Source organism: Rhizobium sp. LjRoot258 (assembly GCF_964254185.1).
Lineage (GTDB): Bacteria > Pseudomonadota > Alphaproteobacteria > Rhizobiales > Rhizobiaceae > Rhizobium.
This window is the reverse complement of the sequence record NZ_CAXUST020000001.1, coordinates 3,705,564-3,731,638: the sequence shown is the minus strand read 5'-3', so window position 1 is coordinate 3,731,638 and position 26,075 is coordinate 3,705,564. Positions and strand designations below refer to the sequence as shown.

The following is a 26,075-nucleotide window of genomic DNA, read 5'->3' as shown; positions in this document are numbered from 1 at the left end:
CGCTTATTGTTCGGACAGCTTCATGTCCGGGTGGTAGTCCTTGCCTTCGACTTCCTTGACGATCGCCTGAGCGCACATCACCTGGCCGGTCTGTGTATTGAAGGTCAGCGACGGCGAGCCGTTCAACGACCAACCCTTGTTGAGGGCGTCGGTCACGCGGTGGCAGAAAGCGGCATCATCCTGGCCGGTCAGAAGGCGATAAAGCTTCATCTAAAGTCGTCTTTCACTTCGCCGTTTGGCGTTCTGCAATCAGGCGGGCTTTATGAACCAGACCTTCCGCCTGGACAAGATGCAGCCGCTCGATCATCCGGCCATTGACATTGATGACGTTGAGGCCTTCGGCAGCAGGGTCGGCAAAGGCGGCGATGATCGCCTCCGCCTCGGCAATTGCCGACTCGTCCGGGCCAAAATGCCGGTTTGCCGCTTCGATCTGGGCCGGATGGATTAGCATCTTGCCATCGAAGCCCATGGCCCGGGCATGCGCGCATTCGGCATCGAAGGCGTCGGCGTCCCTGAAATCATTGAAGACACTGTCGATTGCGTCGAGGCCATAGGCACGGACAGCAAGGACGACCTGCATCAGCCAGGGCACGAGATAGGTGCGGCCTGGCTGCGGCAGGACGCCCGTTTCCTTGCGAAGATCGTTGAGGCCGAGGACAAAGCAATCGAGCCTTGAACCCTGGGTGCGTCCCGCCTCGGCGATGGCGGCGGCATTCAGGATGCCGCGCGGCGTTTCGATCATTGCCCAGATGCGCAGGCTCTCCGGCGCATCTGCATCAGCGAGAAGATCGCCGACCGACATCACGTCCTGCGGCTCGTTCACCTTCGGCAAAAGAACGGCATCAGGTTCCAAGGTTCGCACCAGTTCCATGTCGGCATGGCCAAAGGTCGAAGAGAGTGTGTTTATTCGGATGATCCGCTCTTTGTTTGCGAGCGGTTTGCCGGAAAAGAAAGCCTTCAGCTTCTCGCGCGCTTCCACCTTTTTCTCGGGAGCTACGGAATCCTCCAGGTCGAAGATGATCGCATCGCAATCCAGTTCATGGGTCTTCTCCAAGGCACGGCTATTGATGGCGGGGACACTCAACACCGAACGACGCAGGCTGACGGAGCGGGGCATGGAATTTGAGCTCATCACGCATCTGTGCCAAGCTTTGCGGCAAGTAGCAAGACAACAAAAAGCCATGCTTATCTTGCAGAGAAGAAAGTGAAGGACCACATTCCTTTCTGAAGAAAGGTCTAAAGCTCATGCAAAGCATCCGTTCCATCTTCCTCCTGCTCGCAGGCATCACCGCCTTCGTCGCGCTGGCAGTCCTCACCTTTTCGGTGACGCTTGCCGTCGGCGGCATTCTGACGGTGCTTATGGCCGGCCGCGCGCTTTCGCTGAAGATGAAACCTGCCCCGGTCCGCGCTACTCCCAAGACCAAGCCTCATTCCGGCGAGAACATGCGCATCTGGAATGACGGTCGCGGCACAATCATCGATCTCTGATCGGCGGATAGTTTTTCCAGAAAAATTCTCGGCATCGCTGTCGGCTCGTCTGATCTTCCTGCGTCTTTGAAAGGCCAGGGCTTCTGCCCGAACCAAATCAAACAATGGAGGACAGCATGGATACCACAACGGAAACCGGCACAATGAAGATGCCGCCGGTCAAGAATGGCTTGCTGCCGTATATCACGGTCGATGGCGCGTTGAAGGCCGCGGAATTTTACAAGCGTGCTTTCGGCGCCGAAGAGGCGTTTGTGGTCCCCGTGGACGAAAACGGGCGGACGATGCATGTCCATCTTTACATCAATGGAAGCTCGTTGATGTTGTGCGATGCCTATCCCGAACATGGTCATCCCTTCGAGACGCATCAGGGCTTCACCCTTCAGTTGGTTGTCGACGACATCGATTTCTGGTGGGACCGTGCCGTCGCTGCCGGCGCCGAGGTGATCCTGCCCGTCCAGCTGATGTTCTGGGGTGATCGATATGGCCAGCTTCGCGACCCGTTCGGGGTTCTCTGGGCGATGAATGCACCAGCGAATGCAAATTGATCTCACAATGACCATGGCTGGCTGCGCGTCGAATCCGCGCGCGGCCTCTCCTACGATGCAAATTTTCCTTCATTTCGGTCGAAATCTGGACTAAACGCTGATCAACAAAACTACGTCTGCTGACATTGGAGCCAGGCCATGGACAAATTCGTAAAGCTGACGGGCGTCGCTGCCCCTCTGCCGGTTGTCAACATCGATACCGACATGATCATTCCGAAGGATTACCTGAAGACGATCAAGCGCACCGGTCTTGGCAAGGGCCTTTTCGCCGAAGCCCGCTACAATGAGGACGGTTCCCCGAACCCGGATTTCGTGTTGAACAAGCCGGCCTATCAGAATGCGAAGATCCTCGTTGCCGGCGACAATTTCGGTTGCGGCTCCTCGCGCGAGCATGCGCCGTGGGCTCTTCTCGACTTCGGCATCCGTTGCGTCATCTCGACCAGCTTCGCCGACATTTTCTACAACAACTGTTTCAAGAACGGCATTTTGCCGATCATGGTCAGCCAGGAAAACCTCGACAAGCTGATGGACGACGCCTCGCGCGGTTCCAACGCGATCCTGACGATCGATCTGGAAAATCTTGAGATCACGGGCCCGGACGGCGGTTCGATCAAGTTTGACCTCGACGAGTTCAAGCGCCACTGCCTGCTGAACGGCCTCGATGATATCGGCCTGACGCTCGAGAAGGGCAAGGCGATCGACAACTTCGAAGCGCAGAACGCGGCGTCGCACCCCTGGGCTGCGTAAGTCTTAAAGGCGCAAGCATTGGTCAAAGCCGGGCTTTTGCCCGGCTTTTTCTTTGGTGGCTTACAGCAGCCGTTCTTTCCAGGCTTTCAGCTTCTCCAGCGAGACGCCGATGCCGCCGCAGACTTCGACCAGCGGGTTGTTGAATCTTGCGAGAATGTCGGCATGCACGTCGGCGACTGCCAGCGCAGCCCCGCAGGCGGGCTCAACCAGAATGCGATAGGCATCGGCGAACTTGAGGCAGGCGGCGAGCGCCTGTGCATCCGTGACCGTGACGCTTTCGATCACGTGGTGCTTCGGCAGATCGAAGGCATGCTGCGCCACCTGGCGCGCACCGAGCGAACTGGCGATTGAGGTGATCGCCGGCAAGATGATGCGTTCGTTGGCCGCGAGGCTCGCATGAAGCGACTCGGCTCCTTCGGTTTCGACGGCTATGACGGGCACATGCGACAAGCCGTTTCGCTTGAGACCGGCAACGATGCCCGCAAGCAAGCCGCCACCGCCGACGCTCGTGATGACGCAATCAAAGACGGCGCCCTTTGCGACAACCTCGTCGATCAATGTGCCGTGCCCTTCCCACAGAAGCGGATGGTCGAACGGGTGCACATAGGCTGCCTTCCTGGCATTCGCGCGTTCGATTGCATAGGCATTGGCTTCGTCGAACACTGATCCATGCACGAGGACAGTCGCGCCGGTTGCCTCGATCGATTGGCGCACTTCTGGCGATGTCGTCTCAGGCACGACGATCGTAACCGGAATGCCGAGTGCACGTCCGGCATAAGCGGCGGCGATCCCGGCATTGCCGCCGGAGGCGCAGAAAATCTCGCGGGCGCCGTTCTCGATCTCATGCTGACAAAGCCGGCCGACACCGCGGAGCTTGAAGCTTCCAGATGGCTGCAGCGCATCGAGCTTCAGCCATAGCGGCTTGTTGCTCGCGCTGTAGCTGGCTGATGTGCGGAAAAGCGGAGTGTCGAGATGCAGGGGCGTAGATGGCATGATGGTATCCAGGTGAGCGTGTCGATAGAGGTTCTCCTTGTGTGGACCCTCTTGCGCCGATCGGTCAACGCGAGATGTCGGCAGTAATTCCGCAACCGTACCGAATCGGCCTCCCGCTCGCTTGAAATGCCGTTTTTGCGGGTCTAAGAAGCCGCAACTTGTTTTTCCGCGGAGGGTTTCATGACAACGCGCAATCTTTTCCTGTTGCCGGGTGACGGCATCGGCCCAGAAGCCATGGGTGAGGTCCGCAAGATCATTGCCTATATGAACGAGGCAATGAATGCCGGCTTCGTCACGGACGAAGGTCTGGTCGGCGGCAGCGCCTATGACGCGCATGGTGCCGCGATCTCCGAAGCCGACATGCAGAAGGCGCTTACAGCGGACGCCGTTCTCTTCGGTGCCGTCGGCGGCCCGAAGTGGGATAGTGTTCCCTATGAGGTGCGCCCGGAGGCCGGCCTGCTGCGCCTGCGCAAGGATTTGCAGCTGTTTGCGAACCTGCGTCCGGCCATCTGCTACCCGGCACTTGCATCAGCTTCGTCGCTGAAGCCGGAGCTGGTTGAAGGTCTCGACATCCTCATTATCCGCGAGCTGACCGGCGGCGTCTATTTCGGCGAGCCGAAGGAGATCATCGATCTTGGCAATGGCCAGAAGCGCGGCATCGATACGCAGGTCTACGATACTTACGAGATCGAGCGGATCGCCGGTGTCGCCTTCGAAATGGCGCGTACCCGCCAGAACCGCGTTTGCTCGATGGAAAAGCGCAACGTCATGAAGTCGGGTGTGCTTTGGAACCAGGTCGTGACGGAAACGCACAAGGCCAAGTATTCGGACGTCCAGCTTGAGCATATGCTGGCCGATGCCGGCGGCATGCAGCTCGTTCGCCAGCCGAAGCAGTTCGATGTCATTGTTACCGATAACCTTTTCGGCGATATGCTGTCCGACGTTGCCGCCATGTTGACCGGTTCGCTCGGCATGCTGCCGTCGGCCTCGCTCGGGGCGCCGGACGCCAAGACCGGCAAGCGCAAGGCGCTCTACGAGCCGGTACATGGGTCGGCACCCGATATCGCCGGCAAGGGCATTGCCAATCCGATCGCGATGATTGCTTCTTTCGCCATGTGCCTGCGCTATTCCTTCAACCTCGTGAATGAAGCCGACAATCTGGAAAAGGCGATCGCCAACGTGCTCGACAAGGGCATCCGCACCGGCGACATCATGGCCGAAGGCTGCAAAAAGGTCGGCACGACGGAGATGGGCGACGCGATCCTCGCTGAGTTCAGGGCGCTGTCTATCTGATATTTCACGTGAAACACGTTTCGAGCCTTCCGCACCAATTGCTGCGGAAGGCCTTTTCTTGAAGGCGACTGATGCCGTTCCTATTTCCGTTCTGCACTGAGCAAAGAGCGGGAGCAGAATGAACGAAGTCATCGATCGCAAGCCGAACTGCCGGAGCTATCTGCGAAAGCGCTACGATGCGCGGCGCTCGATCCATCGACGGGTCCCCTGGAAGGGCTTCACGCTTTTCGCCGTCAACGCGGTCGCCATCGCCTTCTTTGTCTTCGACCGGCCGCTGGGCAAGGCGGCCACAAGTCTTTCGCCTCCGCTGGTATCGATCGCCGGCGATGTCACCGACATTGGCAGGCTCGTCTGGATCCTGGTGGGACTTTCAACGATCCTGGCTACGGGCTATTTCGTCCGCCGGCGATTATGGAAGGTCCGCCGCCGCTTCCGGCTCGTCCATTTTGGACAGATGACCGCTTATGCCGGTCTGTCGGTGTTGTTTGCCAGCATCATTTCCAATCTGCTGAAGTTTGCCCTCGGCCGCGCTCGACCATTGCTTTATGATCAGGAGGGCATCTTCAGCTTCTCGCCCTTCAATATGGACTTCCTGCACCAGAGCTTTCCGTCGGGCCATTCCTCCAATATCGGCGCGTTGTTCATGGCCCTGGCGCTCCTCTTTCCTCGATTCCGGCTTGGTTTCATCGGTATCGGCCTCTGGCTTGGCGCCACGCGCGTCATCATCGGTGTGCATTATCCGAGCGACGTCGCAGCCGGCCTCGCATTGGGGGCCTGGCTGGCTTTCGCAACGTCCATCCTGTTCGCGCGCTTCGGACTGGTGTTTTCGATCGGTCGTGATGGTTGGCCGACACCGCGGCTCAGCCGCCTTCTTTAGGTCATTGTCTGGCACGAAAAAGCCCGGCGCTTTGGGCGCGCCGGGCCATTGTTCAGATCTCGAGTGCTCGGATCAATCCATGGCGTGGATATCGCGGTCCTTCGTTTCCGGCAGGAAGATGAGACCGATGACCAGCGTGATCGCTGCGAAGACGATCGGATACCAGAGGCCAAAGTAGATATCGCCGGTTGCGGCACTCATTGCGAAGGCCGTCGCGGGCAACAGACCACCGAACCAGCCGTTGCCGATATGATACGGCAGTGACATGCCGGTGTAGCGGATGCGGGTCGGGAAGAGCTCGACCAGAAGCGCGGCGATCGGACCGTAGACCATCGTCACGTAGAGGACGAGCACGAACAGAATGGCGATCGTGCCGATCCAATTGACACGGGCCGGGTCGGCCGTCATGGCGAAGGTGCCGCCCTTGGCAAGGTTGTAGACCGCCATGTCGGTGACGCCCTTTGCCTCATCCGCCGTCAGAAGCTTGCCGGCCACGAGCTTGTCGGCAGGCATGGTTTCCTTGGTGCCGGCGCGGATCGCATCTGCGTTTAGCGCAAGCTCGGGATTGGCGGAAATGAAGGCTTCCAGTTTGGCATCCGGAACCTTGACGGCGCCGCGGTTCAGCGGATAGCCGCCGTCATGAAGGGCGATATTGATGCTCTTTTCGAAAGCTGACGTCAGGGCCTTTGCCTTGTCGCCGGCCGCGATGGCGTCGAAGCTGGCGATGGTTTCATCGCCGATCTTGACGGTTGCCGGCTGACCGGCCGGACCGGGCACGACATCGTAAGGCACCGAGTTCTTGGTCAGGAAGGCCGTCGCCACGTCGCAGGAGCTGGTGAACTTCGACGTTCCTGTCGGGTTGAACTGGAATTTGCAGTCAGCCGGGTCGGCCGTCACAGTTGCGCGGACCGATGCTTGGGCTTCGGCAAGTGCCGGGTTGGCCGTCCAGGTCATGGCCTTGAACAGCGGGTTGTAGGTTACCGCTGCAATCAGCAGGCCGGCCATGATGATCGGCTTGCGGCCGATCCTGTCGGAGAGGCCGCCGAAGACGACGAAGAAGGGCGTGCCGAGGATCAGGGCAATGGCCACCATGATGTTTGCCGATTGCAGATCGACCTTGAGCACGTTCTGCAGGAAGAACAGTGCGTAGAACTGGCCGCCATACCAGACGACTGCCTGACCCATGGTGGCGCCGAGAAGCGCGATCAGCGCGATCTTGGCGTTCTTCCACTGGCCGAAGGCTTCGGTGAGCGGGGCTTTGGAGCCCTTGCCTTCCGCCTTCATTCTCTGGAACGCAGGTGACTCGTTCATCTTCAGCCGGATCCAGACGGAGACGCCGAGAAGCACGACGGAGACCAGGAACGGAATGCGCCAGCCCCATGCGGCAAAGGCTTCTTTGCCCATCAGGAACTGAACACCGACGATAACGATCAGCGACAGGAACAGGCCGAGCGTTGCAGTGGTTTGGATCCATGACGTGAAGTAGCCGCGCCGCCCATTTGGCGCGTGTTCTGCCACATAGGTTGCCGCACCGCCATATTCACCGCCGAGCGCAAGACCCTGCAGCAGGCGAAGCCCGACCAGGATGATCGGCGCTGCGATGCCGATCGTCGCCGCACCGGGAAGAACGCCGACGAGGAACGTCGAGAGGCCCATGATGAGGATCGTCACCAGGAACGTGTATTTGCGGCCGACGAGGTCGCCGAGGCGGCCGAAGACGAGCGCGCCGAACGGGCGCACCAAGAAGCCGGCGGCAAAGGCCAAAAGCGTGAAGATGTTTCGCGTTGCTTCCGGATACTGGGTGAAGTAGGTCGCGCCGATATAGGTGGCGAGCGAACCGTAAAGATAGAAGTCATACCATTCGAAAACCGTGCCGAGCGATGAGGCGAAGATAACCTTCTTCTCCTCGCCCGTCATCGGACCGGCCTTGGCGCCGTCGACGCTTGCGATATTTGCCATTTTCTGTCCTCCACAGAATGATTTGAAACGCGGCGCGCGCCCATGCTCTCCTCAAAGCATACCCCGGGGTCGCGGTTCGCCCGACGAGAGTGTGACAGAAAAGCTCATCCATACAGAGAGCGGCTTTGGGATTATGACTTTAGTCTAACGCCCCTGCACGGATTGTCGCTGGATGGCGGCGGCCTCGCAGTACCGCCCGATTGGTCGGGGCAATTCCGGCTTCACGGCCTATGCGAAAGAATATTTACGATTGTTCCGAAGGGGTCGCGCACATAGAAGCGTCGAACACCCCAAGGCTCGTTGGTCGGCCCGTAGACGATTTCGAAGGCCGATGCACTCATGGCTGCGAAGACCTCATCGACATCATCGACCTCGATCGAAAGGCCCGGAACCGGTGTGCCCGAGCCGCCCTCGCTTGCGAAGCTTACCTGGATCGACATCTGCTGGCTTGAGCCATAGGTCGCGATCCAGCCGTGATCCATGAGGAGTTCCAGTCCGAGGATACCCTGATAGAATTCCCTTGCGACAGCCGGATCAGGGGTTTCGAGATTGACGACAATTCGTCTGACTTGCATGCGACCTCCCGCGTCTTCGCTTCAGATATATTAGGAGATGGCGCTCGCCGGCCAAGAAAAAAGCCGGATGGCAGAACCATCCGGCTTTGATCGATTGGGCTACATGCCTTGATCAGGCGGCTTCAGTCGTATGTGCCTTGCGGACTTCCTCGTCGGTGAGAATGCCGCTGGCACGGAGCAATGCCGCGAAGCGGCCGTTGCTATGGCTGAGTTCTTCGAAGCTGCCTTCTTCAACCACCCGGCCACCGTCCAGGAACAAGACCTTGTCCGCTTCACGAACCGTCGAAAGACGGTGGGCGATAATGAAGGTCGTGCGGTTCTGGCGCAGATTGTCGATTGCGGCCTTCACGCGGTTTTCCGTTTCGACGTCGAGCGCGCTTGTGGCTTCGTCGAGTACCAGGATCGGCGCATCCTTGAGGATGGCGCGCGCAATCGCCACACGCTGGCGTTCACCGCCCGAGAGCTTGTTGCCGCGCTCACCGACATGGGTGTCGTACTGATCTTCGCGTGTCTCGATGAAGTCGGCGGCAGCAGCGGCTTCTGCGGCGCGACGCATGTCTTCATCAGAAGCACCTTCCCGGCCGAGGCGAATGTTGTCGCTGATCGAGCGGTTGAGCAGGCCGGCATCCTGGAACACGGTTGCGATATAGCGGCGAAGCGACTTGCGGGTGATCTTCGTCGTATCGTGGCCATCGACCAAGATCTGGCCGCTGTCCGGGTCATAGACACGCTGCAGCAGGTTGATCATCGTGGTCTTGCCCGAGCCGGTCGGACCGACGATCGCAACCGTCTGGCCAGCCTTGGCGGTGAAAGACACGTTGTGCAGGCCCTGCGCGGTATTGCCGAAGCGGAACGACACGTTGCGGAATTCGACTTCACCCTTGACGTCGGCGATATCGGAATTGCCGGCCGGTTCTTCGCGTTCACGCACCGAGTCTTCGAGCGAGTAGAAGTCCTCGAGTTTCGAGCGGGCCTCGAAAATCTGCGTTGCGAACTGGCGCATCTGGTCGAGACGCGAGATCAGCAGGTTGGCAAAGCCGATGAAGGCAATGACGTCACCGATGCGGAGTTCGCCGGACTGAACCATCAGCGTCCCGATCACCAGAATGATCATCATGGCGATGGTCGATGCCATGCGGTTCATGGCGCCAGCCAGAGCCCACCAGTCGAGAACCGGATACTGAGCCTGCAGCAGGCGCTCCGCAAAGGACTTCAGCGCCTTGGTTTCCGCTTCGATGCGGTTGTAGCTATGCAGGACCGATACGTTGCTGATCGAGTCGCTGACATGCGAAAAGACCGAATGGTAGTGGTTTTCGACCGACGCCTGGCCATCCTTGGTGCGGCTCATGACAAGACGACCGATCAGCCAGTAGGCCACGCCGAGCACGACGAGCACGCCCGAAAGACGAAGGTCCATCGATATCGCGGTCGGGATGAGGATGACGATCGCAACGGCGGTGGCCAAGTGATTGCGCATGAATTCCAGCCAGAGGCCGAACAACGTTTCACATGCACGAAGAAGTGTGTGCAAAGCATTGGAGGTGCCGCGCTGGTGATGCCAGGAAAGCGGCATCGAAATGATACGGCCGAAGGCTTCAGTCAGAAGCGTTGCGCGGCGACCATGCGCCAGCCGGTCAGCCTCACGAGCGACGAGAACAAATGCTATCGTGTTGAATACCGCAAAGCCGGCCCAGATGAAAAGGATGGGTTTGACTTCGCCCTTGCCGGAGATCGCATCGATGATGCGGCCGAACAAAATCGGTTCGGCAATTGTGATCGCGGCAAGCACGATGTTCGCGACAACGACCAGGGATACGCGGAGCTTGTAGGCGCCAAGATAGCGCAAAGCTCTTGCATAGACCTTGAATAGCGACACGGTGATACCTCTTGTGCATGTGCGAAATAAGGGACACTGCAACGCTACAAAAAGATACCTGAACCAGCGATTAACGGAGCGTTCAGGCAGACAACGGTGGCCCGATTATTTTGCGCCTGCAGCGCCCGTAGTGATCCATTCCAAGGGAACGTTCTGAAATTTTTTGGGGCGTATCGTGAATTTCGCAATTTTCACTTGCGCTGCGGGGCCGCGTTGGCACACCATAGATTGACATTTTGATTGCGTCGAAGGGCGCCCAAACCAGGCACGTCCATTAGTCGTGACCATTCGGCACGGAGCCCAATTGGGTAGGGGCATTTCTGTGAATATTCATTCATTAATTCAATTGCTTGTCGTTCTGGAAGAGTGTCGGAGACCCGAGCGAGTCGTCGGCGAACTGGAGCATATCATCCGCTCCTACGGCTTCCAGTACTATGGCCTTTTGCGACATCTGAAAGCGACTGAAGATCCAATCAGTCTTATGTTGGCCGGCCATTGGCCAGAGAAATGGCCGCAGATCTATATTTCGAAGAAATACGTTCTGACCGATCCGACGGTACGCTATCTCGCATATGCGCAAAGACCATTTCGTTGGAAGGACAGTCTGGCGGCTTTTCGCAAGGATCCGCACCATCACCGCATGGAGCAAATGATGGCGGACGCACATAGCCATGGCCTGAAGGACGGCTACATTTTCCCTATCCATGGCCGAAACGGCATCCTCGGCAACATGAGCGTCGGCGGAACGCCGGTGGACCTCTCTCCTGTCGAGATCTCCCTTTTTGATGCCGTTGCCCGAAAGGCGTTCTGGCGTCTGCTTGATCTGAAGGGGGAGGCGCAGACACTTGAAGAAGTCTCAGGCATCGACACGCGCTTGACGCGCCGAGAGATGGAAATACTTCAATACCTTGCGGAAGGCATGACCTCGGTGGAGATCGGCAAACGCCTCAAGATTTCAAACCACACCGTCGACTGGTACATGAATGGCCTGCAAGACAAGCTGAAAGCCAAAAATAGGCAGCATGCAGTTGCTGTCGCCTTCCGGCATGGGCTCATCACCTAGTCTTAGAGAAATTCTATTTGGGGCGGTTCAAGAAATTGAACTTTCCGTGACAGCGCGTTAAGACTTCTCTTCGCGGGTGCAGCATTGCCCGTTTCGATGCCGTGAGGAGACTGCATTGCCCATTTCCAAGATACTTGTTGCCAACCGTTCAGAAATTGCCATCCGCGTGTTTCGCGCGGCCAACGAGCTCGGGATAAAAACGGTCGCGATATGGGCGGAAGAAGACAAGCTGGCGCTGCACAGGTTCAAGGCCGACGAGAGCTATCAGGTCGGCCGCGGGCCGCATCTTGCCCGTGATCTCGGGCCGATCGAGAGCTATCTGTCGATCGATGAGGTGATCCGCGTCGCCAAGCTTTCCGGTGCCGATGCGATCCATCCGGGCTACGGCCTGCTGTCTGAGAGCCCGGAATTCGTCGATGCCTGCAACAATGCCGGCATCACCTTCATCGGCCCGACGGCCGATACCATGCGCCAGCTCGGCAACAAGGTCGCGGCGCGCAATCTGGCGATCTCCGTCGGCGTGCCTGTCGTGCCGGCAACGGAACCGCTGCCGGATGATATGGCCGAAGTCGCCCGCATGGCCGCCGCGATCGGCTACCCCGTGATGCTGAAGGCCTCCTGGGGCGGCGGCGGGCGCGGCATGCGCGTCATTCGCCGGGAGGCCGATCTTGCGCGCGAGGTGACGGAAGCCAAGCGCGAGGCAATGGCCGCCTTCGGCAAGGACGAGGTCTATCTGGAAAAGCTCGTCGAGCGTGCGCGCCATGTCGAAAGCCAGATCCTTGGCGACACGCATGGCAACGTCGTGCATCTCTTCGAGCGCGATTGCTCGATCCAGCGCCGCAACCAGAAGGTCGTCGAGCGTGCGCCGGCCCCCTATCTGAGCGAGGCGCAGCGCCAGGAACTGGCGGCCTACTCGTTGAAGATTGCGGGCGCCACCAACTACATCGGGGCCGGCACCGTCGAATATCTGATGGATGTCGACACCGGCAAGTTCTACTTCATCGAAGTCAATCCGCGCATCCAAGTCGAGCATACGGTCACCGAAGTCGTTACCGGCATCGACATCGTCAAGGCGCAGATTCATATTCTCGATGGCTTTGCGATCGGGACGCCGGAATCGGGCGTGCCGCAGCAGAAGGACATTCGCCTCAACGGCCATGCCCTGCAGTGCCGCATCACCACCGAAGACCCGGAGCACAACTTCATTCCGGATTACGGCCGTATCACCGCTTATCGTTCGGCGTCCGGCTTCGGCATCCGCCTCGATGGCGGCACCTCCTATTCCGGTGCGATCATTACGCGCTACTACGACCCGCTGCTGGTCAAGGTCACGGCCTGGGCACCGAACCCGTCGGAGGCGATCGCCCGCATGGACCGGGCGCTGCGCGAATTCCGCATCCGCGGCGTGGCCACCAACCTGACCTTCCTGGAAGCGATCATCACGCATCCGAAGTTTAGGGATAACAGCTACACCACGCGCTTCATCGACTCGACGCCGGAGCTCTTCCAGCAGGTCAAGCGACAGGACCGCGCAACCAAGCTTCTGACCTACCTCGCCGATGTGACGGTCAACGGTCATCCCGAAGCCAAGGATCGCCCGAAGCCATCGGCAGATATCGCCGAGCCGATCGTGCCCTATACCAACGGCAACGGTATTCCCGACGGCACGAAGCAGCTTCTCGATACGCTCGGCCCGAAGAAGTTCGGCGAATGGATGCGCAACGAAAAGCGCATCCTGATGACCGATACGACGATGCGCGATGGCCATCAGTCGCTGCTTGCGACCCGCATGCGCACCTATGATATCGCCCGTATCGCCGGCACCTACGCGCACGCCCTGCCGAACCTGCTGTCACTCGAATGCTGGGGTGGTGCGACCTTCGATGTGTCGATGCGCTTCCTGACGGAAGATCCGTGGGAACGGCTGTCGCTGGTGCGCGAGGCTGCTCCCAACCTGCTCTTGCAGATGCTGCTGCGCGGGGCAAACGGCGTCGGCTACAAGAACTACCCTGATAACGTCGTCAAATACTTCGTCCGGCAGGCGGCCGCAGGGGGCATCGATCTTTTCCGGGTCTTCGACTGCCTGAACTGGGTCGACAACATGCGCGTCTCGATGGATGCGGTGGCCGAAGAAAACAAGCTCTGCGAAGCCACGATCTGCTACACCGGCGACATCCTGAACTCTGCGCGCCCGAAGTACGATCTCAAGTACTACACCGATCTCGCCGTTGAGCTCGAAAAGGCCGGTGCGCATATCATCGCCCTCAAGGATATGGCCGGTCTCTTGAAGCCGGCTGCCGCCAAGGTCCTGTTCAAGGCGCTGCGCGACGCGACCAGCCTGCCGATCCATTTCCACACGCACGACACCTCGGGCATTGCCGCGGCAACGGTTCTCGCGGCCGTCGATGCCGGCGTCGATGCTGTCGATGCGGCGATGGACGCACTATCCGGCAATACGTCGCAGCCCTGCCTGGGCTCGATCGTTGAGGCACTGCGTGGCTCCGAGCGCGATCCCGGCCTCGATCCGGAATGGATCCGCCGCATCTCCTTCTATTGGGAAGCGGTCCGTCACCAGTACGCTGCCTTCGAAAGCGACCTCAAGGGGCCGGCATCGGAAGTCTATCTGCACGAAATGCCAGGCGGCCAGTTCACCAACCTCAAGGAGCAGGCCCGCTCGCTTGGCCTGGAAACCCGCTGGCACGAAGTGGCGCAGGCCTATGCCGATGCCAACCAGATGTTCGGCGATATCGTCAAGGTGACGCCGTCCTCCAAGGTCGTCGGCGACATGGCGTTGATGATGGTGTCGCAGGACCTGACCGTTGCCGACGTCGTCAGCGCCGACAAGGAGGTCTCCTTCCCGGAATCGGTCGTTTCGATGCTGAAGGGCGACCTCGGCCAGCCGCCGTCGGGCTGGCCGGAAGCGCTGCAGAAGAAGGCGCTGAAGGGCGATGCACCCTATACGGTCCGCCCGGGCTCGCTGCTCGAAGATGCCGATCTCGATGCCGAGCGCAAGACGATCGAGACCAAGCTGGAGCGCGAGGTCAGCGACTTCGAATTCGCGTCCTATCTGATGTATCCGAAGGTGTTCACCGACTTCGCACTGGCCTCCGACACCTACGGCCCGGTCTCGGTGCTGCCGACGCCTGCCTATTTCTACGGCCTTGCTGATGGCGAGGAACTGTTTGCCGACATCGAGAAGGGCAAGACGCTTGTCATCGTCAACCAGGCGATGAGCGGCACGGACAGCCAGGGCATGGTCACGGTCTTCTTCGAACTCAACGGCCAGCCCCGCCGCATCAAGGTTCCGGATCGTGCGCATGGCGCCACCGGCGCCGCTGCCCGCCGCAAGGCCGAGCCGGGCAATGCCGCGCATGTCGGCGCGCCGATGCCGGGCGTCATCTCGCGCGTCTTCGTCTCGCCGGGCCAGGCGATCAATGCCGGCGACGTGCTGGTTTCGATCGAGGCCATGAAGATGGAAACGGCAATTCATGCCGAGAAGGACGGCACGATCGCGGAAGTGCTCGTCAAGGCCGGCGATCAGATCGATGCAAAGGATCTGTTGGTCAGCTACGCCGGCTGACCAACATCGGAATGACCGAAGGGCGGCCTTCGGGCCGCCCTTCTATTTTTCATGAAAGGGTTGATATGAGTAAGCTCAAGATTGCCGTTGTCGTCGGAAGCACACGGATCGGCCGCTTTGCGGAGCACCCCGCCAAATGGATTGCCGAAATTGCCGTAAGCCGCCCCGAACTCGAGGTTGAAGTTCTCGACTTGCTGGACTACCCGATGTCTTTCCTCGGGCAGGCGAGCGCGAGCTCGGCCGAAAACGAAACGGCGGAGCGCTGGAAGAAGAAGCTGCGCGAGTTCGACGGCTATATCTTCACAGCCGCCGAGTACAACCATGGCCCGACCGCAGTTCTCAAGAATGCGATCGATCTCGGGGAGTTCGTGCATAAGCCAGTCGCTTTTGTCGGCTACGGCGGTGTCGGGGGCGCCCGCGCAGTCGAGCAGCTGCGGCTGATTTTCGTGGAAATGAGCGCCGTTTCCGTGAAGACGGGCGTTCACATATCTTTCCCGGAATATCTCTCGGTCGCCAAGGAGGGAAAGAGCCTGAACGACTACGCGCATCTCGTCGAGGCCGCCAAGAACCAAATCGACCAGCTTATCTGGTGGGGCAAGGCGCTGAAGGCGGCGCGCGCGGTCTAAAGCATCCTGTCGCCGCGCATGCCTATATGTCGTAGGTATGGGCGGCGTTGATCGTCGAGATGAAGCGCTTGGTGCGCTCGCGCTCCGGCGCCGTGAAGATGTTCCTTGCGCTTCCCGTCTCGACAACGCTGCCGGCCTCGAGGAAGACCACGTCGTTGGCGATCTTGGAGGCGAGGCGCAGGTCATGCGTCGCCATCACCATGGTTGTGCCTTCGCTGGCGAGACGACCGAGAACGTCAACGACTTCGGCGGAGAGCTCGGGGTCGAGCGCCGATGTCGGTTCATCGCAGAGAAGAACGCGCGGAGACGGGGCAAGCGCGCGGGCGATTGCAACACGCTGTTGCTGACCACCCGAGAGCGTCGAGGGCCAGGCATCGGCCTTGTGCGCCATTCCGACCTTCGTCAGCAATTCCATTGCCCGCTCCCGTGCCTTCTCCTTCGGCCACCTCAGAACGGTGACGAGCCCTTCCATCACATTCTCGATGGCTGTCTGATGCGGAAAGAGCTGGAAGTTCTGGAATACCATGCCGGTCTGCCGGCGGATCTTCTGGATCGCCTGCCAGCCGGTCTTCTGGCCCGGCGTAAAGCTCAGCTTCTCCGCGCCGAGGCGGATCATCCCTGCTGTCGGGATCTCGAGCAGGTTGATGCAGCGCAGCAGCGTGCTCTTGCCGCCACCTGACGGGCCGACGAGGGCCGTAACACTACCTTCCGGAATGCGGATGCTGATATCTTTCAAGATGACGGCGTCGCCGAAGCGCTTTTCGATATGGGAAAGCTCGATCATGCGTTTGCCTCCAGCATACCGCCGTAGCGCGCAAAGCGACGCTCGAGGCGGACCTGCAGCGCTGATAGGACGGAGCTCAAAGCAAGGTATATCAATGCAGCCTCGATGTAGAGGATCAGCGGCTCGTAAGTGGTCGCGACGATTCGCTGCGCAGCCTGGAACAGCTCCGGGACCGTAATGGCGGCTGCAAGCGAGGTGTCCTTCACCAGCGAAATGAACGTGTTGGAAAGCGGCGGCACCGCAACGCGCCCAGCCTGCGGCAGGATCGTGCGGCTCATTGCCTGACGCCAGCTCATGCCGATCGAGTAGGCTGCTTCCCACTGCCCCTTCGGCACGGAGGAGATGACGGCGCGGATGATCTCGGAGCTGTAGGCGCCGATGTTGAGGGTGAAGCCGATCAGTGCTGCGGGAAAGGCATCGAGCAGGATGCCGATGCTTGGCAGTCCATAGAAGATCACGAAAAGCTGCACCAGAAGCGGCGTGCCTCTGATAGCCCAGACATAGAAACGGGCGATCGTGGCAACCGGCGCCGGTCCGAAGAGCCGCCCGATCGCGGTGATCAGCCCGAGGATCAGGCCGAACGCAAAGGAAAGGAGTGTCAGCGGGATCGTGAAGATCAGGCCGGCCCAGAGGAGCGGTCCGAGCGAATCCGCCATCAATTGAAGCCAGTTCGGCAAGGTGCAATCCCCAAAGAAAGACGCGTCCAGCGAGATTTCGCTGAACGCTTTTCAGGCACATATAAAGGATGTGGCGGCGGCAGCAAGCCGCCGGCAGTATGACTACTTCGAAACGTCCTGGCCGAAGTATTTGTCGGAGATCTTTTTGTAGGTGCCGTCAGCCTTGATGTCGGCGAGCGCCTTGTTGATTGCTTCCAGCAGTTCCGGCTCGCCCTTGCGGATGATGATGCCGGAATAGTCGGCATTTTCCTGCTGGGCGACGATCTTCACCGGAGCTTCCGGCTTGTGCTTTTTGAAGTCGAGGAAGGAAAGGCTGTCGTTGATCGTCGCATCTGCGCGCTTGGTCAGCACGAGTTGGATCGATTGGTCGAAGCCATCGGTGCCGACGAGTTCGGCGCCGGACTGCTCGGCGAGCTTGCCGAAGTTGCTGGTCAGCGACTGAGCCGACTTCTTGCCCTTGAGGTCTGCAAAGCCCTTAATGCTGTCGTCGCCATCGCGGACGATGAGGACAGCCTTTGACGCAATATACGGCTCGGAGAAGTCGTATTTCTGCTTGCGCGCCTCGGTAATACCGACTTGGTTGATGACGGTGTCGTAGCGCTTCGCATCGAGACCGGCGATCAACCCGTCCCATTTGCCTTCGACGAATTTTGCCTTGACGCCAAGCTTGGCAGCAACCGCTTCGCCGATCTCCACGTCGAAGCCGACGAGCTTGCTGCTGTCGTCATGATAGGTGAACGGAGCGTAGGTTCCCTCGGTGCCGATCTTGAAGACGCCTGATGATTTGATGGCGGCGAGGTTTTCGCCAGCAACGGCAGGAAGAAGCGCGGCGGCCTGAATGAGGGCTGCGGCAGCGATGGTCTTCAGAAGGTTCATTTTATTATCCAATTCACCCGGTGTGTTCGATGCTGCGAAAATCGCAGAAAAGCATGTGAGAGGAAGCGTAGAAAACTGCAAAGAAAATGGGCACGTGCGAATATTTTTCTCATTTATGGCGAGTTTGGCGCGGCTTGTTTCAGGCTGCGAGGAAATGTGTCCGGGACGAGTCTTGCGTGCGCGATCATACTTGTTTATGCGTATTTTTGCACGATTGACGGCGAGATCGACAGAACCGGCACGAACATGAACGAACTTCTGATGCAAGAGCGGCAAAGCGCCATTTCCCGCAAGCTGCAAACCCATGGGCGCGTTCTGGCTGCCACACTGGCGGTAGAGTTCGGCGTGTCCGAGGATACGGTACGCCGCGACCTTCGCGAGATGGCGGCTGCGGGCCTTTGCGAACGTGTATACGGGGGCGCGTTGCCGGTTTCTTCGGCTGGCGGCAGCATGAAGCATCGCATGGGTGTCGCAAGCGATCGGAAACGCGCGCTGGCGCTGGCTGCAGTGTCGCAGATTGCGCCCGGTTCAATGGTTTTCTTCGATGCGGGAAGCACCAACCTTGCCATTGCGGCCGCATTGCCGCCGGACATGACGCTGACTGCGGCGACAAATGCACCCGCAATCGCCGCGGCGCTGATCGAGAAGCCTGCGATCAGTGTCATTCTCATTGGCGGGATGATCGATCGACAGGTTGGCGGCGCGCTGGGCGCCAAGGCGATGCGCGATATGGAAACCCTGTCGCCGGATCTCTGTATTCTTGGAGCTTGCGGCATCGACCTGGCTACCGGAGTGACCACATTCGGCTTCGAGGATGCCGAATTCAAGCGCTTTGCGACGTCAAGGAGCCGGAAGGTTATGGTTGCCGTCACGTCAGAGAAATTCGGGACGGCGGCGCCTCATGCGGTGCTGCCGGTGGCGCATTGCGAATGCCTGGTTGTCGAGCGCGATGTCGAGCCTGACGTGCTTGCGCAATATCGCGACCGTGGGTGCAGAACGATTGTCGCTGGCGAGGCGGCGTAATTCATTCAAAGGGGCAATCGGCCTTAAGCCGGGTGCTCGGGGGATATCGGAAGAAGAGATGGATACTCAGACGAAAATGGCGTCGGCCGTCAAAACCGGTTTTGTAACGAAGAATAGAGCGGCCGTTTCGCTGCTCTTCCTGATGAACGGTTTCCTGGTCGGCTGCTGGGCGCCAAAGATCCCGGAGTTTGCTGAACGCCTGCAGCTGAGCAAGTTCCAGCTTGGACTCATGATCCTGGTCTTCGGTCTGGGCTCACTGACAATGATGCCGATTGCCGGCGCGCAAATCGCACGCCATGGCTCGCGGCTCGTCGTGCAAGTGGCCGCCTTTTGCCTGCTGCCAATCCTTCTGGCGCTCACTCTGGCGCCCAATATTGCGACTGGAGCGGTTTCGCTCTTTCTGTTCGGTGGCTTCATCGGCGCAATGGACGTTGCTATGAATGCCAATGCCGTCGCCGTCGAGAAATCGATGCGGCGCGCGATCATGTCGTCCTGCCATGCCTTCTGGAGCCTGGGCGGCTTGATCGGTTCGGGCCTCGGTGGCCTGGTGATCGCCAAGCTCGGCGTGCTCGGGCATGCCGAGCTGGCAACATTGCTTGCGGCAATCTTCCTGGGTGTCGCCTGGCCGATGATCCTTGCCGATCCGCCGCATCCTGACGAGAAGAAGGAGAAGGCACGGCTGCCGCTTGTACCGCTTCCTTGGCTACTCGGTCTCATGGCGTTGTTTTCAATGGTTCCGGAAGGCGCAGTGCTCGATTGGGGCGCTCTGTATCTTCGGCAGGAGCTGGGTGCCTCGATTGCCCTTTCCGGCTTTGGCTTTGCGGCGTTTTCGCTGACGATGGCCGTCATGCGATTTGCGGGGGATCTCGTTCGTGATCGGCTGGGTGGAGTCAAGACGTTGCGCATCTGCACGCTTTTCGCCATCGCGGGCATGTTGCTTGCAGCCTTTGCGCCCGATGCCGAAATGGCGATCGTCGGCTTTGCCCTGTGTGGCATCGGCATTTCCAATATGGTGCCGATCGCCTTTTCCGCCGCCGGCAACATTCCAGGTCTGAAAGCCGGGATCGGGCTCTCTGTCGTCACCACCATGGGCTATTCCGGCATGCTGGTCGCGCCGTCTGCAATCGGCTTCGTGGCCGAGCATATCGGCTTCAGCGTCGTGTTCATGGCACTGCCCGTGCTCTTGGTGGTCGTATTGCTGTTTTCCAATCTGGCGCGCTATGCTGACGGCATATCGGGCGGCGGGCACTAAAGCAGGCTCCAAGCAAAAGTGATGCGTGGGGCGGTTGACAACAAAGCGGGCATGATCCACCTGAAAGACACGAATTTCAGGGGTTCAAGAACTCTATATGTCTTCTGCTGCAGATTTTGATCCGAAACCGCGCCGCGCATCCGTCGCCGTCGATGTTGGCGGCGTCATCGTGGGCGGCGGCGCGCCCGTTGTCGTCCAGTCGATGACGAATACCGATACGGCCGATGTCGACGCGACCGTCGCGCAGGTGGCGGCTCTCTTCAAGGCGGGTTCGGAGCTTGTCCGGATCACCGTGGATCGCGACGACAGTGCGGCCGCGGTTCCCAAGATTCGCGAGCGGCTGTTGCGGCTTGGCATCGACGTGCCGCTCGTCGGCGATTTTCACTACATTGGCCACAAGCTTCTTGCCGATCATCCGGCCTGTGCCGAGGCGTTGGCGAAATACCGTATCAACCCGGGCAACGTCGGCTTCAAGGACAAGAAGGACAAGCAGTTCGGCGACATCATTGAGATGGCGATCCGCTACGACAAGCCGGTGCGCATCGGCGTCAACTGGGGTTCGCTCGATCAGGAGCTACTCACGACGCTGATGGATCAGAACGCGGAAGCTGGCTCACCGCTTTCGGCGCGCCAAGTGACCCGCGAAGCGATCGTGCAGTCCGCGTTGATTTCGGCCAATCTTGCCGAAGAGATAGGTCTGCCGCGCAACCGCATCATCCTGTCGGCCAAGGTTAGCCAGGTACAGGATCTGATCGCCGTCTATTCGATGCTCTCCGAACGCTCTGATCATGCGTTGCATCTCGGTCTTACAGAGGCCGGCATGGGCAGCAAGGGGATTGTCGCCTCATCCGCTGCCATGGGTTATGTGCTGCAACAGGGCATCGGCGATACCATCCGCGTGTCGCTGACGCCGGAGCCGAATGGCGACAGGACGCGCGAAGTACAGGTCGCCCAAGAGCTGCTGCAGGTGATGGGCTTCCGCCAGTTTATCCCTGTCGTTGCCGCTTGTCCCGGCTGCGGGCGCACGACCTCGACCGTTTTCCAGGAATTGGCGCAGAACATCCAGAACGACATCCGCAAGAACATGCCGGTCTGGCGCGAGAAATATCCGGGCGTCGAAGCGCTAAACGTTGCGGTCATGGGCTGCATCGTCAACGGGCCGGGTGAAAGCAAGCACGCTGACATCGGCATTTCATTGCCTGGCACCGGTGAGACGCCGGCTGCGCCTGTGTTCATCGATGGCAGCAAGGCATTGACGCTGCGCGGACCGAACATCGCTTCCGACTTCGAGGCGCTTGTCGCCGACTACATCGAAAAGCGATTTGGGCAGAAGACGGCCGCCGAATAAGGCGCGGTCGAAAGCACTCAGATTCGGCTGGCCAGCAGCTTCAGCCCCGCAACACAGTAGAAGGCGGCCATAGCCCCTTCGATCCAGCGGCGCAGGTTGCGGTAAATCTTCAGTGCGTGCGGTGTCGAGAACAATACTGCGTAGCCCATGAAGATGGTAAAGCCTGTTGCCATGCAGACGCCGATGATGAGGCCGGCGACGGATGCCGGGGCGCCCTGCGGCATTCCGAGCGCTATGATCGCCAGCCACGCAAAGATGGCCTTCGGATTGGTAACGTGAATGCCGTAGCCGCGCAGCAGCAGGGCGCGCGCCGTAAGGCTCTTTTGCACGACAGCCTGCGGCAGGTCATCGTTGGCGCGGACGGCCTTGAAGGCCTTGTAGGCGAGATACAGCAGATAGATCCCGCCGAAAATCTTCAGGATCTCGAGCGTGATGGCGTAGGTCTGGAGGATGGTTGCCAGGCCGAGAGCGGCGGCACAGGCCCAGGTGAACGAGCCCGCAAAGATGCCGAGCGAGATGGTCATGCCTGCCTTGCGGCCATGCGTCATCGACGTCGACACGATTGCCATGATTGCCGGGCCGGGGCTGATGACGGCGATCAAATAAGCGACGTAGGCAGGCAGGATCTGCGGTAGGTAGGTCAGGATCTCATGCATCTTACGTCTCTTATTCGGTCGGTTGGATCTTGGCCTCGTTTCTTAGGCGCGGTTCCGGGCGATCGACAAGAGACTGTGTCTCGTGTGTTGGCGGAAATATTGTCCCGGTGACGCTTTTTCAGCTCTTGCGTCCGGCAATGAAGCGAGCAGCTTCGGCGAGAATGATGCTGCGCTCGGCGTAAGCAGACAGCAATGCTTCGGCTTCGCACACATGCTCAGCAAGCTTGGTTTCGGCCCATGCGATACCATGCAGTGCCACCAGCGTGCCTTTTCCGCGACCGGCATCCTTGCCTGTCGCCTTGCCCATTGTGGCGGCATCAGAAGTGAGATCAAGAATGTCGTCGGCGAGCTGGAAGGCGAGGCCGATCCTCTCGCCGAACTGGCGCAATCGCGCGCGATCCTCTGCCGACGCACCGGCGATGATGGCGCCTGCCTCGCAGGCGAAGCGGATGAGTGCGCCTGTCTTCATGGCTTGCAGCGTAACGATGCCCTGTTCGTCCGGGACCTGTTTTTCGGCAGCAAGGTCGAGAGCCTGCCCGCCTGCCATGCCTCCAATGCCGGCGGCGCGCGCCAGGGCCAGCGTCAACGCCACTTTGGCTGTGTCCGGCAAGGTCGTTTCAGGCGCTGCGATGATGTCAAAGGCATAGGTCAGCAGGCTGTCGCCCGCGAGAATGGCAGTCGCTTCGTCGTAAGCGATGTGCACCGTCGGCTTGCCTCGGCGCAGGTCGTCATCGTCCATCGCCGGCAGATCATCGTGAACGAGCGAATAACAGTGCACGCATTCGAGTGCCGCTCCCACCCTCAGCGCCACGCTCCTGTCGCCGCCGAGCAACGATGCCGTTTCAACGACAAGGAAAGGCCGCAGTCGCTTGCCGCCGTTCAGGACGGCATAGTGCATCGCCGAACACAGGCCCTCCGGCCGGGCGATTTCGTCGTTCAGCGCTGCCGGCGACAGCAGGATGTCGAGCACAGCCTCGATCTCGCGCGCGGTGGCGGCCAGTTTGGCTTCGAATGTTTCAGAGCTTGCGTCCATGGCGCGCTGTTTGGCATGAGCCGCCTTCTGCTTGCAACGGAATTGTCGATGGTGCGGCGAAGATTTCCTTTGTCTCTGGCAATGCCAGTTCGCAAACGGTATGGAGGAGGAAGGGCAAGAGACTGGGTCGGGGAATTGGACATCACGCCGGAGAGAGAGGATCGCATGACCGTGCCGTTTCACAGGCACGTGTTTTTTTGGCTTAAAGGTCGCCCTGTGATCATGCGCATCGTTCTCGCGCTGGCGGCGCTCGTCATCCTTCCGTACGTCTTGATCGTCCTTTACCTGCTGCCCTTCATCCACCCGGTTTCCACGCTCATGCTTCGCGATCTGGTGCTGCTGCGCGGTTACGACCGGCAATGGGTCTCAATCGACAATATCTCACCGGTTCTTGTTCAGTCGGTAATGATGTCCGAAGACGGACAGTACTGTTTCCATGGTGGCGTCGATTGGGGTGAGATGCGCATGCTCTTGGAGGATACACTAGGCGGTCACTCCACCCGTGGCGGCAGCACGATCCCGATGCAGACGGTAAAGAACCTGTTTCTGTGGAATAGCCGTTCCTTCGTTCGCAAGGCGCTGGAGCTGCCATTGGCTGTGACGGCAGACTTTATCTGGTCAAAGCGACGGCTGATCGAAATCTACCTCAACATTGCCGAATGGGGCCCCGGGATCTATGGCATCGAGGCTGCGGCGCGCCACCATTTCAAAGTGCCGGCATCGAAGTTGACCAGCCGGCAGGCTGCGCTTCTCGCCGTGTCGCTTCCCAACCCCTTTGATCGCCATGCTGGCAAGCCCGGGCGAGGATTGCGACGGCTCGCCAGCCTCATCGAGCGGCGCGCGCGAGGGTCGGGCGATTACATCAGATGCATTTATGATTGATATCGCAATAAGTCGTTGGTGTTCATGAGTGTCATCTGGCATTCGTGCTTCAAAAGTATGGACGGAAATCCCGCCACCAACGACTGGACTACCAGCGATGATCTCTGCCTTTTCGCCCGCACTTCTGACTTATTCCGCCACCCGTAACCCTACTCCGCCAAGTCATTTCGGGACGCGATACGACGCAACCGGCACGTTTCTGCGCGAGCCGGGCAATACGGTCGTCTGCCATCTGATCGAGGGATCGCCGGCGCAGCAGATGATCATTGAAGCGCGCCGGCGCTTTCTAGAGATGCCGGAAGCATCTTGGTTCGCCTTCACTCCGATCTCCAGTCTGCACATGACGCTCTTTCAGGGCATCATCGAGTATCGCCGCAGGTTGCCCTACTGGCCGCAGGATGTAGCGCTTGATACTGCGATCGAGCGCATGAGCGAGAACTATCTGGATCGATTGCAATCCTTCGAACCGCTCGGACCCTTCGATGTTGAGGTTACCGAAGTGACGCCGGTGGGGCTTACCGTAAATGGTGCTACGGTCGCAGATCGGCAAATCATGAAGGAATGGCGTGACGCTCTTGCGCATGTCTTCGGCTACCGGCACCCGGACCATGATGCCTATGCGTTCCACATCACATTCTGCTATCCAATCATTCGGCTGCCGGAAGCAGTACTCCCGGCATGGCAGGCGATGATCGACAGCACGCTCGCCGCGCTGCGCGAAAACGCTCCGGTGATAAGATTGAAGCCGCCGGCCTTCTGCACTTTCGACGATATGAACCATTTCGAGGAGCGGCTTGTGCTCGCGCCCGCAACGTAAAAGGAAGACCCTATTGGACAAGCTGAGGCTCTATATCGGCAACAAGAACTATTCGTCGTGGTCGTTTCGGCCATGGATCGCCATGACGGCCGCGGGCGTTCCCTTCGAGGAAGTGCTTGTCCCTTTCGATTTCGCGGCCGGCAATGTGCACTTCAAGGAGTTTTCGCCAACGGGTCAGGTGCCGGTGCTCCAGCACGGCGACGTTCGTGTCTGGCAGTCGCTGGCGATCATCGAGTATGTTGCCGAGCTTTTCCCGGAAGCCGGGATCTGGCCAAAGGAGCGCGACAAGAGAGCGGTGGCGCGCGCTGTTTCCATGGAGATGCTTTCGGGTTTCAGGGCCTTGCGCAACGCTTGCCCGATGAATATCCGGCGGCCGAAGGGCAAGATCGCGCTCGCTGACGGCGTCATGGCCGACGTCGCCCGCATCGAGACGATCTGGCGTGACCTGCGCGCTCACTCCGGCGGACCGTTCCTTTTTGGCGATTTTTCCGGCGCCGATGCGATGTTCGCACCGGTTGTCAACCGCTTCGACGTCTACGACCTGGTTTCTGCCAGCGATACTCTGAGCTATATCGCCGCCGTCAAGACGCATCCGGCCTGGAAGAAGTGGGAAGAGGCGGCGCGGGCCGAGGCCTGGATCGTCGAGGAAGACGAGATCTGACCTCTGAATCGCACGAATCTCAAAAAATAAGCTTGGGGACTGGTCAAGCTCCCCCAAGGCATGTATAAGCGCGCAAAATTTCCGAAATCGCGATCCGTCGTTTCGGCCGCCAGTCTGGCCGTTGGATGTGTTTGCCCGTGAAGTGGAGTAATTAAAATGGCTGTACCGAAGAGAAAAACGAGCCCGTCCAAGCGCGGTATGCGCCGCTCTGCAGACGCACTGAAGGCTCCGACCTACGTTGAAGACAAGAACTCCGGCGAACTGCGCCGCCCCCACCATATCGATCTGAAGACCGGTATGTATCGTGGCCGTCAGGTTCTGACGCCGAAGGAAAGCGCATAATACATTTGCGTTCTGCCTGAGTAGGATTTGCGAGGTCGGCCCTGTGCCGGCCTTTTGCTTTTTCCCGCGACAAATACATTCTTTTGATGCCTTGAAGTCATG

General features: G+C 59.5%; 26 protein-coding genes. 15 read left to right on the top strand and 11 right to left on the bottom strand.

Annotated features, from left to right (window positions below; all coding sequences use genetic code 11):
* Nucleotides 1–3: 3 nt before the first annotated feature.
* A complete protein-coding gene (locus ACSQ9D_RS18320) occupies nt 4–210 on the bottom strand; it encodes a DUF1737 domain-containing protein (RefSeq protein ID WP_018855932.1) in 207 nt (68 codons plus the stop codon).
* A 13-nt stretch (nt 211–223) separates the two neighbouring features.
* Nucleotides 224–1,132 carry an HpcH/HpaI aldolase/citrate lyase family protein gene (locus tag ACSQ9D_RS18315; protein ID WP_436283357.1) on the bottom strand — a complete coding sequence of 303 codons (909 nt, stop codon included), beginning with the start codon at nt 1,130–1,132 and terminating at the stop codon, nt 224–226.
* A 113-nt stretch (nt 1,133–1,245) separates the two neighbouring features.
* Between ACSQ9D_RS18315 and ACSQ9D_RS18310 the strand changes: the two genes are divergently transcribed.
* The 3 genes from ACSQ9D_RS18310 to leuD all read left to right on the top strand — a co-directional run bounded on the left by ACSQ9D_RS18310 (nt 1,246) and on the right by leuD (nt 2,780).
* On the top strand, nt 1,246–1,488 hold the full coding sequence (locus tag ACSQ9D_RS18310; RefSeq protein ID WP_436283356.1) for a hypothetical protein: 243 nt from the start codon (nt 1,246–1,248) through the stop codon (nt 1,486–1,488).
* A 116-nt stretch (nt 1,489–1,604) separates the two neighbouring features.
* Complete coding sequence (locus ACSQ9D_RS18305; protein ID WP_436283355.1) at nt 1,605–2,033, top strand: VOC family protein; 429 nt, start codon at nt 1,605–1,607, stop codon at nt 2,031–2,033.
* Between the two features lie 138 nt (nt 2,034–2,171).
* Nucleotides 2,172–2,780: a 3-isopropylmalate dehydratase small subunit gene (gene leuD / locus ACSQ9D_RS18300; RefSeq protein ID WP_037116583.1), complete on the top strand. Its 609-nt coding sequence runs from the start codon at nt 2,172–2,174 to the stop codon at nt 2,778–2,780.
* A gap of 60 nt (nt 2,781–2,840) precedes the next feature.
* Here the strand turns inward: leuD and ACSQ9D_RS18295 are convergent, their stop codons facing one another.
* Complete coding sequence (locus ACSQ9D_RS18295; RefSeq protein ID WP_436283354.1) at nt 2,841–3,773, bottom strand: pyridoxal-phosphate dependent enzyme; 933 nt, start codon at nt 3,771–3,773, stop codon at nt 2,841–2,843.
* 180 nt (nt 3,774–3,953) lie between these two features.
* Between ACSQ9D_RS18295 and leuB the strand changes: the two genes are divergently transcribed.
* The gene (gene leuB / locus ACSQ9D_RS18290) at nt 3,954–5,066 is read left to right on the top strand and encodes a 3-isopropylmalate dehydrogenase (protein ID WP_436283353.1); all 1,113 of its coding nucleotides are present in this window, start codon (nt 3,954–3,956) and stop codon (nt 5,064–5,066) included.
* Nucleotides 5,067–5,184: 118 nt separating this feature from the next.
* Entirely contained in the window at nt 5,185–5,943 is a 759-nt protein-coding gene (locus tag ACSQ9D_RS18285) for a phosphatase PAP2 family protein (protein WP_436283352.1), read from the top strand.
* Between the two features lie 72 nt (nt 5,944–6,015).
* On the opposite strand, the gene ACSQ9D_RS18280 is transcribed toward ACSQ9D_RS18285, so the two are convergent.
* The 3 genes from ACSQ9D_RS18280 to ACSQ9D_RS18270 form a co-directional block, all read right to left on the bottom strand.
* Complete coding sequence (locus ACSQ9D_RS18280; protein ID WP_436283351.1) at nt 6,016–7,902, bottom strand: MFS transporter; 1,887 nt, start codon at nt 7,900–7,902, stop codon at nt 6,016–6,018.
* A gap of 221 nt (nt 7,903–8,123) precedes the next feature.
* Nucleotides 8,124–8,477: a VOC family protein gene (locus tag ACSQ9D_RS18275; protein ID WP_436283350.1), complete on the bottom strand. Its 354-nt coding sequence runs from the start codon at nt 8,475–8,477 to the stop codon at nt 8,124–8,126.
* 112 nt (nt 8,478–8,589) lie between these two features.
* On the bottom strand, nt 8,590–10,353 hold the full coding sequence (locus ACSQ9D_RS18270; protein ID WP_436283349.1) for a glucan ABC transporter ATP-binding protein/ permease: 1,764 nt from the start codon (nt 10,351–10,353) through the stop codon (nt 8,590–8,592).
* A 322-nt stretch (nt 10,354–10,675) separates the two neighbouring features.
* Here ACSQ9D_RS18270 and ACSQ9D_RS18265 point away from each other — a divergent pair, with 322 nt between their 5' ends.
* From ACSQ9D_RS18265 to ACSQ9D_RS18255, 3 genes are all read left to right on the top strand, one after another.
* On the top strand, nt 10,676–11,416 hold the full coding sequence (locus ACSQ9D_RS18265) for a helix-turn-helix transcriptional regulator (RefSeq protein ID WP_037116571.1): 741 nt from the start codon (nt 10,676–10,678) through the stop codon (nt 11,414–11,416).
* A 115-nt stretch (nt 11,417–11,531) separates the two neighbouring features.
* Nucleotides 11,532–14,996 carry a pyruvate carboxylase gene (gene pyc / locus ACSQ9D_RS18260; protein WP_436283348.1) on the top strand — a complete coding sequence of 1,155 codons (3,465 nt, stop codon included), beginning with the start codon at nt 11,532–11,534 and terminating at the stop codon, nt 14,994–14,996.
* 65 nt (nt 14,997–15,061) lie between these two features.
* Nucleotides 15,062–15,622 (top strand): NADPH-dependent FMN reductase, encoded by a 561-nt coding sequence (locus ACSQ9D_RS18255; RefSeq protein WP_436283347.1) that lies wholly within the window; start codon nt 15,062–15,064, stop codon nt 15,620–15,622.
* Nucleotides 15,623–15,644: 22 nt separating this feature from the next.
* Here ACSQ9D_RS18255 and ACSQ9D_RS18250 read toward each other — a convergent pair whose 3' ends face one another.
* The 3 genes from ACSQ9D_RS18250 to ACSQ9D_RS18240 all read right to left on the bottom strand — a co-directional run bounded on the left by ACSQ9D_RS18250 (nt 15,645) and on the right by ACSQ9D_RS18240 (nt 17,959).
* Nucleotides 15,645–16,406, bottom strand: coding sequence for an amino acid ABC transporter ATP-binding protein (locus ACSQ9D_RS18250; RefSeq protein ID WP_436283346.1), 762 nt, complete (start codon nt 16,404–16,406; stop codon nt 15,645–15,647).
* The gene (locus tag ACSQ9D_RS18245) at nt 16,403–17,083 is read right to left on the bottom strand and encodes an amino acid ABC transporter permease (RefSeq protein ID WP_436283345.1); all 681 of its coding nucleotides are present in this window, start codon (nt 17,081–17,083) and stop codon (nt 16,403–16,405) included. The genes ACSQ9D_RS18250 and ACSQ9D_RS18245 overlap by 4 nt, the downstream gene beginning before the upstream one ends.
* Before the next feature lie 102 nt (nt 17,084–17,185).
* Nucleotides 17,186–17,959, bottom strand: coding sequence for an amino acid ABC transporter substrate-binding protein (locus ACSQ9D_RS18240; RefSeq protein WP_436283344.1), 774 nt, complete (start codon nt 17,957–17,959; stop codon nt 17,186–17,188).
* A 246-nt stretch (nt 17,960–18,205) separates the two neighbouring features.
* Between ACSQ9D_RS18240 and ACSQ9D_RS18235 the strand changes: the two genes are divergently transcribed.
* The 3 genes from ACSQ9D_RS18235 to ispG all read left to right on the top strand — a co-directional run bounded on the left by ACSQ9D_RS18235 (nt 18,206) and on the right by ispG (nt 21,582).
* Nucleotides 18,206–18,982 carry a DeoR/GlpR family DNA-binding transcription regulator gene (locus ACSQ9D_RS18235; RefSeq protein ID WP_436283343.1) on the top strand — a complete coding sequence of 259 codons (777 nt, stop codon included), beginning with the start codon at nt 18,206–18,208 and terminating at the stop codon, nt 18,980–18,982.
* A 58-nt stretch (nt 18,983–19,040) separates the two neighbouring features.
* Entirely contained in the window at nt 19,041–20,234 is a 1,194-nt protein-coding gene (locus ACSQ9D_RS18230; protein WP_436283342.1) for an MFS transporter, read from the top strand.
* Between the two features lie 97 nt (nt 20,235–20,331).
* Complete coding sequence (ispG, locus tag ACSQ9D_RS18225; RefSeq protein WP_436283341.1) at nt 20,332–21,582, top strand: flavodoxin-dependent (E)-4-hydroxy-3-methylbut-2-enyl-diphosphate synthase; 1,251 nt, start codon at nt 20,332–20,334, stop codon at nt 21,580–21,582.
* Between the two features lie 17 nt (nt 21,583–21,599).
* Here ispG and ACSQ9D_RS18220 read toward each other — a convergent pair whose 3' ends face one another.
* Together ACSQ9D_RS18220 and ACSQ9D_RS18215 are read right to left on the bottom strand one after the other, a co-directional pair.
* Nucleotides 21,600–22,238, bottom strand: a complete 639-nt coding sequence (locus ACSQ9D_RS18220) for a LysE family translocator (RefSeq protein WP_436283340.1) — start codon at nt 22,236–22,238, stop codon at nt 21,600–21,602.
* A gap of 118 nt (nt 22,239–22,356) precedes the next feature.
* A complete protein-coding gene (locus ACSQ9D_RS18215) occupies nt 22,357–23,271 on the bottom strand; it encodes a polyprenyl synthetase family protein (protein ID WP_436283339.1) in 915 nt (304 codons plus the stop codon).
* A gap of 135 nt (nt 23,272–23,406) precedes the next feature.
* Here ACSQ9D_RS18215 and mtgA point away from each other — a divergent pair, with 135 nt between their 5' ends.
* From mtgA to rpmF, 4 genes are all read left to right on the top strand, one after another.
* Nucleotides 23,407–24,153 (top strand): monofunctional biosynthetic peptidoglycan transglycosylase, encoded by a 747-nt coding sequence (gene mtgA / locus ACSQ9D_RS18210; protein WP_436283338.1) that lies wholly within the window; start codon nt 23,407–23,409, stop codon nt 24,151–24,153.
* A 97-nt stretch (nt 24,154–24,250) separates the two neighbouring features.
* Nucleotides 24,251–24,970: a DUF1868 domain-containing protein gene (locus ACSQ9D_RS18205; RefSeq protein ID WP_436283337.1), complete on the top strand. Its 720-nt coding sequence runs from the start codon at nt 24,251–24,253 to the stop codon at nt 24,968–24,970.
* Between the two features lie 13 nt (nt 24,971–24,983).
* Nucleotides 24,984–25,631: a glutathione S-transferase family protein gene (locus ACSQ9D_RS18200; protein ID WP_436283336.1), complete on the top strand. Its 648-nt coding sequence runs from the start codon at nt 24,984–24,986 to the stop codon at nt 25,629–25,631.
* 156 nt (nt 25,632–25,787) lie between these two features.
* On the top strand, nt 25,788–25,973 hold the full coding sequence (gene rpmF / locus ACSQ9D_RS18195; RefSeq protein WP_003543812.1) for a 50S ribosomal protein L32: 186 nt from the start codon (nt 25,788–25,790) through the stop codon (nt 25,971–25,973).
* Nucleotides 25,974–26,075 lie beyond the last annotated feature (102 nt).

Bases quoted from the DNA above. Each gene is read 5' to 3' on its own strand.
- ACSQ9D_RS18320 (WP_018855932.1), bottom strand. From the start codon at position 210: ATGAAGCTTTATCGCCTTCTGACCGGCCAGGATGATGCCGCTTTCTGC.
- ACSQ9D_RS18315 (WP_436283357.1), bottom strand. From the start codon at position 1,132: ATGAGCTCAAATTCCATGCCCCGCTCCGTCAGCCTGCGTCGTTCGGTG.
- ACSQ9D_RS18310 (WP_436283356.1), top strand. From the start codon at position 1,246: ATGCAAAGCATCCGTTCCATCTTCCTCCTGCTCGCAGGCATCACCGCC.
- ACSQ9D_RS18305 (WP_436283355.1), top strand. From the start codon at position 1,605: ATGGATACCACAACGGAAACCGGCACAATGAAGATGCCGCCGGTCAAG.
- leuD (WP_037116583.1), top strand. From the start codon at position 2,172: ATGGACAAATTCGTAAAGCTGACGGGCGTCGCTGCCCCTCTGCCGGTT.
- ACSQ9D_RS18295 (WP_436283354.1), bottom strand. From the start codon at position 3,773: ATGCCATCTACGCCCCTGCATCTCGACACTCCGCTTTTCCGCACATCA.
- leuB (WP_436283353.1), top strand. From the start codon at position 3,954: ATGACAACGCGCAATCTTTTCCTGTTGCCGGGTGACGGCATCGGCCCA.
- ACSQ9D_RS18285 (WP_436283352.1), top strand. From the start codon at position 5,185: ATGAACGAAGTCATCGATCGCAAGCCGAACTGCCGGAGCTATCTGCGA.
- ACSQ9D_RS18280 (WP_436283351.1), bottom strand. From the start codon at position 7,902: ATGGCAAATATCGCAAGCGTCGACGGCGCCAAGGCCGGTCCGATGACG.
- ACSQ9D_RS18275 (WP_436283350.1), bottom strand. From the start codon at position 8,477: ATGCAAGTCAGACGAATTGTCGTCAATCTCGAAACCCCTGATCCGGCT.
- ACSQ9D_RS18255 (WP_436283347.1), top strand. From the start codon at position 15,062: ATGAGTAAGCTCAAGATTGCCGTTGTCGTCGGAAGCACACGGATCGGC.
- ACSQ9D_RS18250 (WP_436283346.1), bottom strand. From the start codon at position 16,406: ATGATCGAGCTTTCCCATATCGAAAAGCGCTTCGGCGACGCCGTCATC.
- ACSQ9D_RS18240 (WP_436283344.1), bottom strand. From the start codon at position 17,959: ATGAACCTTCTGAAGACCATCGCTGCCGCAGCCCTCATTCAGGCCGCC.
- ACSQ9D_RS18235 (WP_436283343.1), top strand. From the start codon at position 18,206: ATGAACGAACTTCTGATGCAAGAGCGGCAAAGCGCCATTTCCCGCAAG.
- ACSQ9D_RS18230 (WP_436283342.1), top strand. From the start codon at position 19,041: ATGGATACTCAGACGAAAATGGCGTCGGCCGTCAAAACCGGTTTTGTA.
- ispG (WP_436283341.1), top strand. From the start codon at position 20,332: ATGTCTTCTGCTGCAGATTTTGATCCGAAACCGCGCCGCGCATCCGTC.
- ACSQ9D_RS18220 (WP_436283340.1), bottom strand. From the start codon at position 22,238: ATGCATGAGATCCTGACCTACCTACCGCAGATCCTGCCTGCCTACGTC.
- ACSQ9D_RS18215 (WP_436283339.1), bottom strand. From the start codon at position 23,271: ATGGACGCAAGCTCTGAAACATTCGAAGCCAAACTGGCCGCCACCGCG.
- ACSQ9D_RS18205 (WP_436283337.1), top strand. From the start codon at position 24,251: ATGATCTCTGCCTTTTCGCCCGCACTTCTGACTTATTCCGCCACCCGT.
- rpmF (WP_003543812.1), top strand. From the start codon at position 25,788: ATGGCTGTACCGAAGAGAAAAACGAGCCCGTCCAAGCGCGGTATGCGC.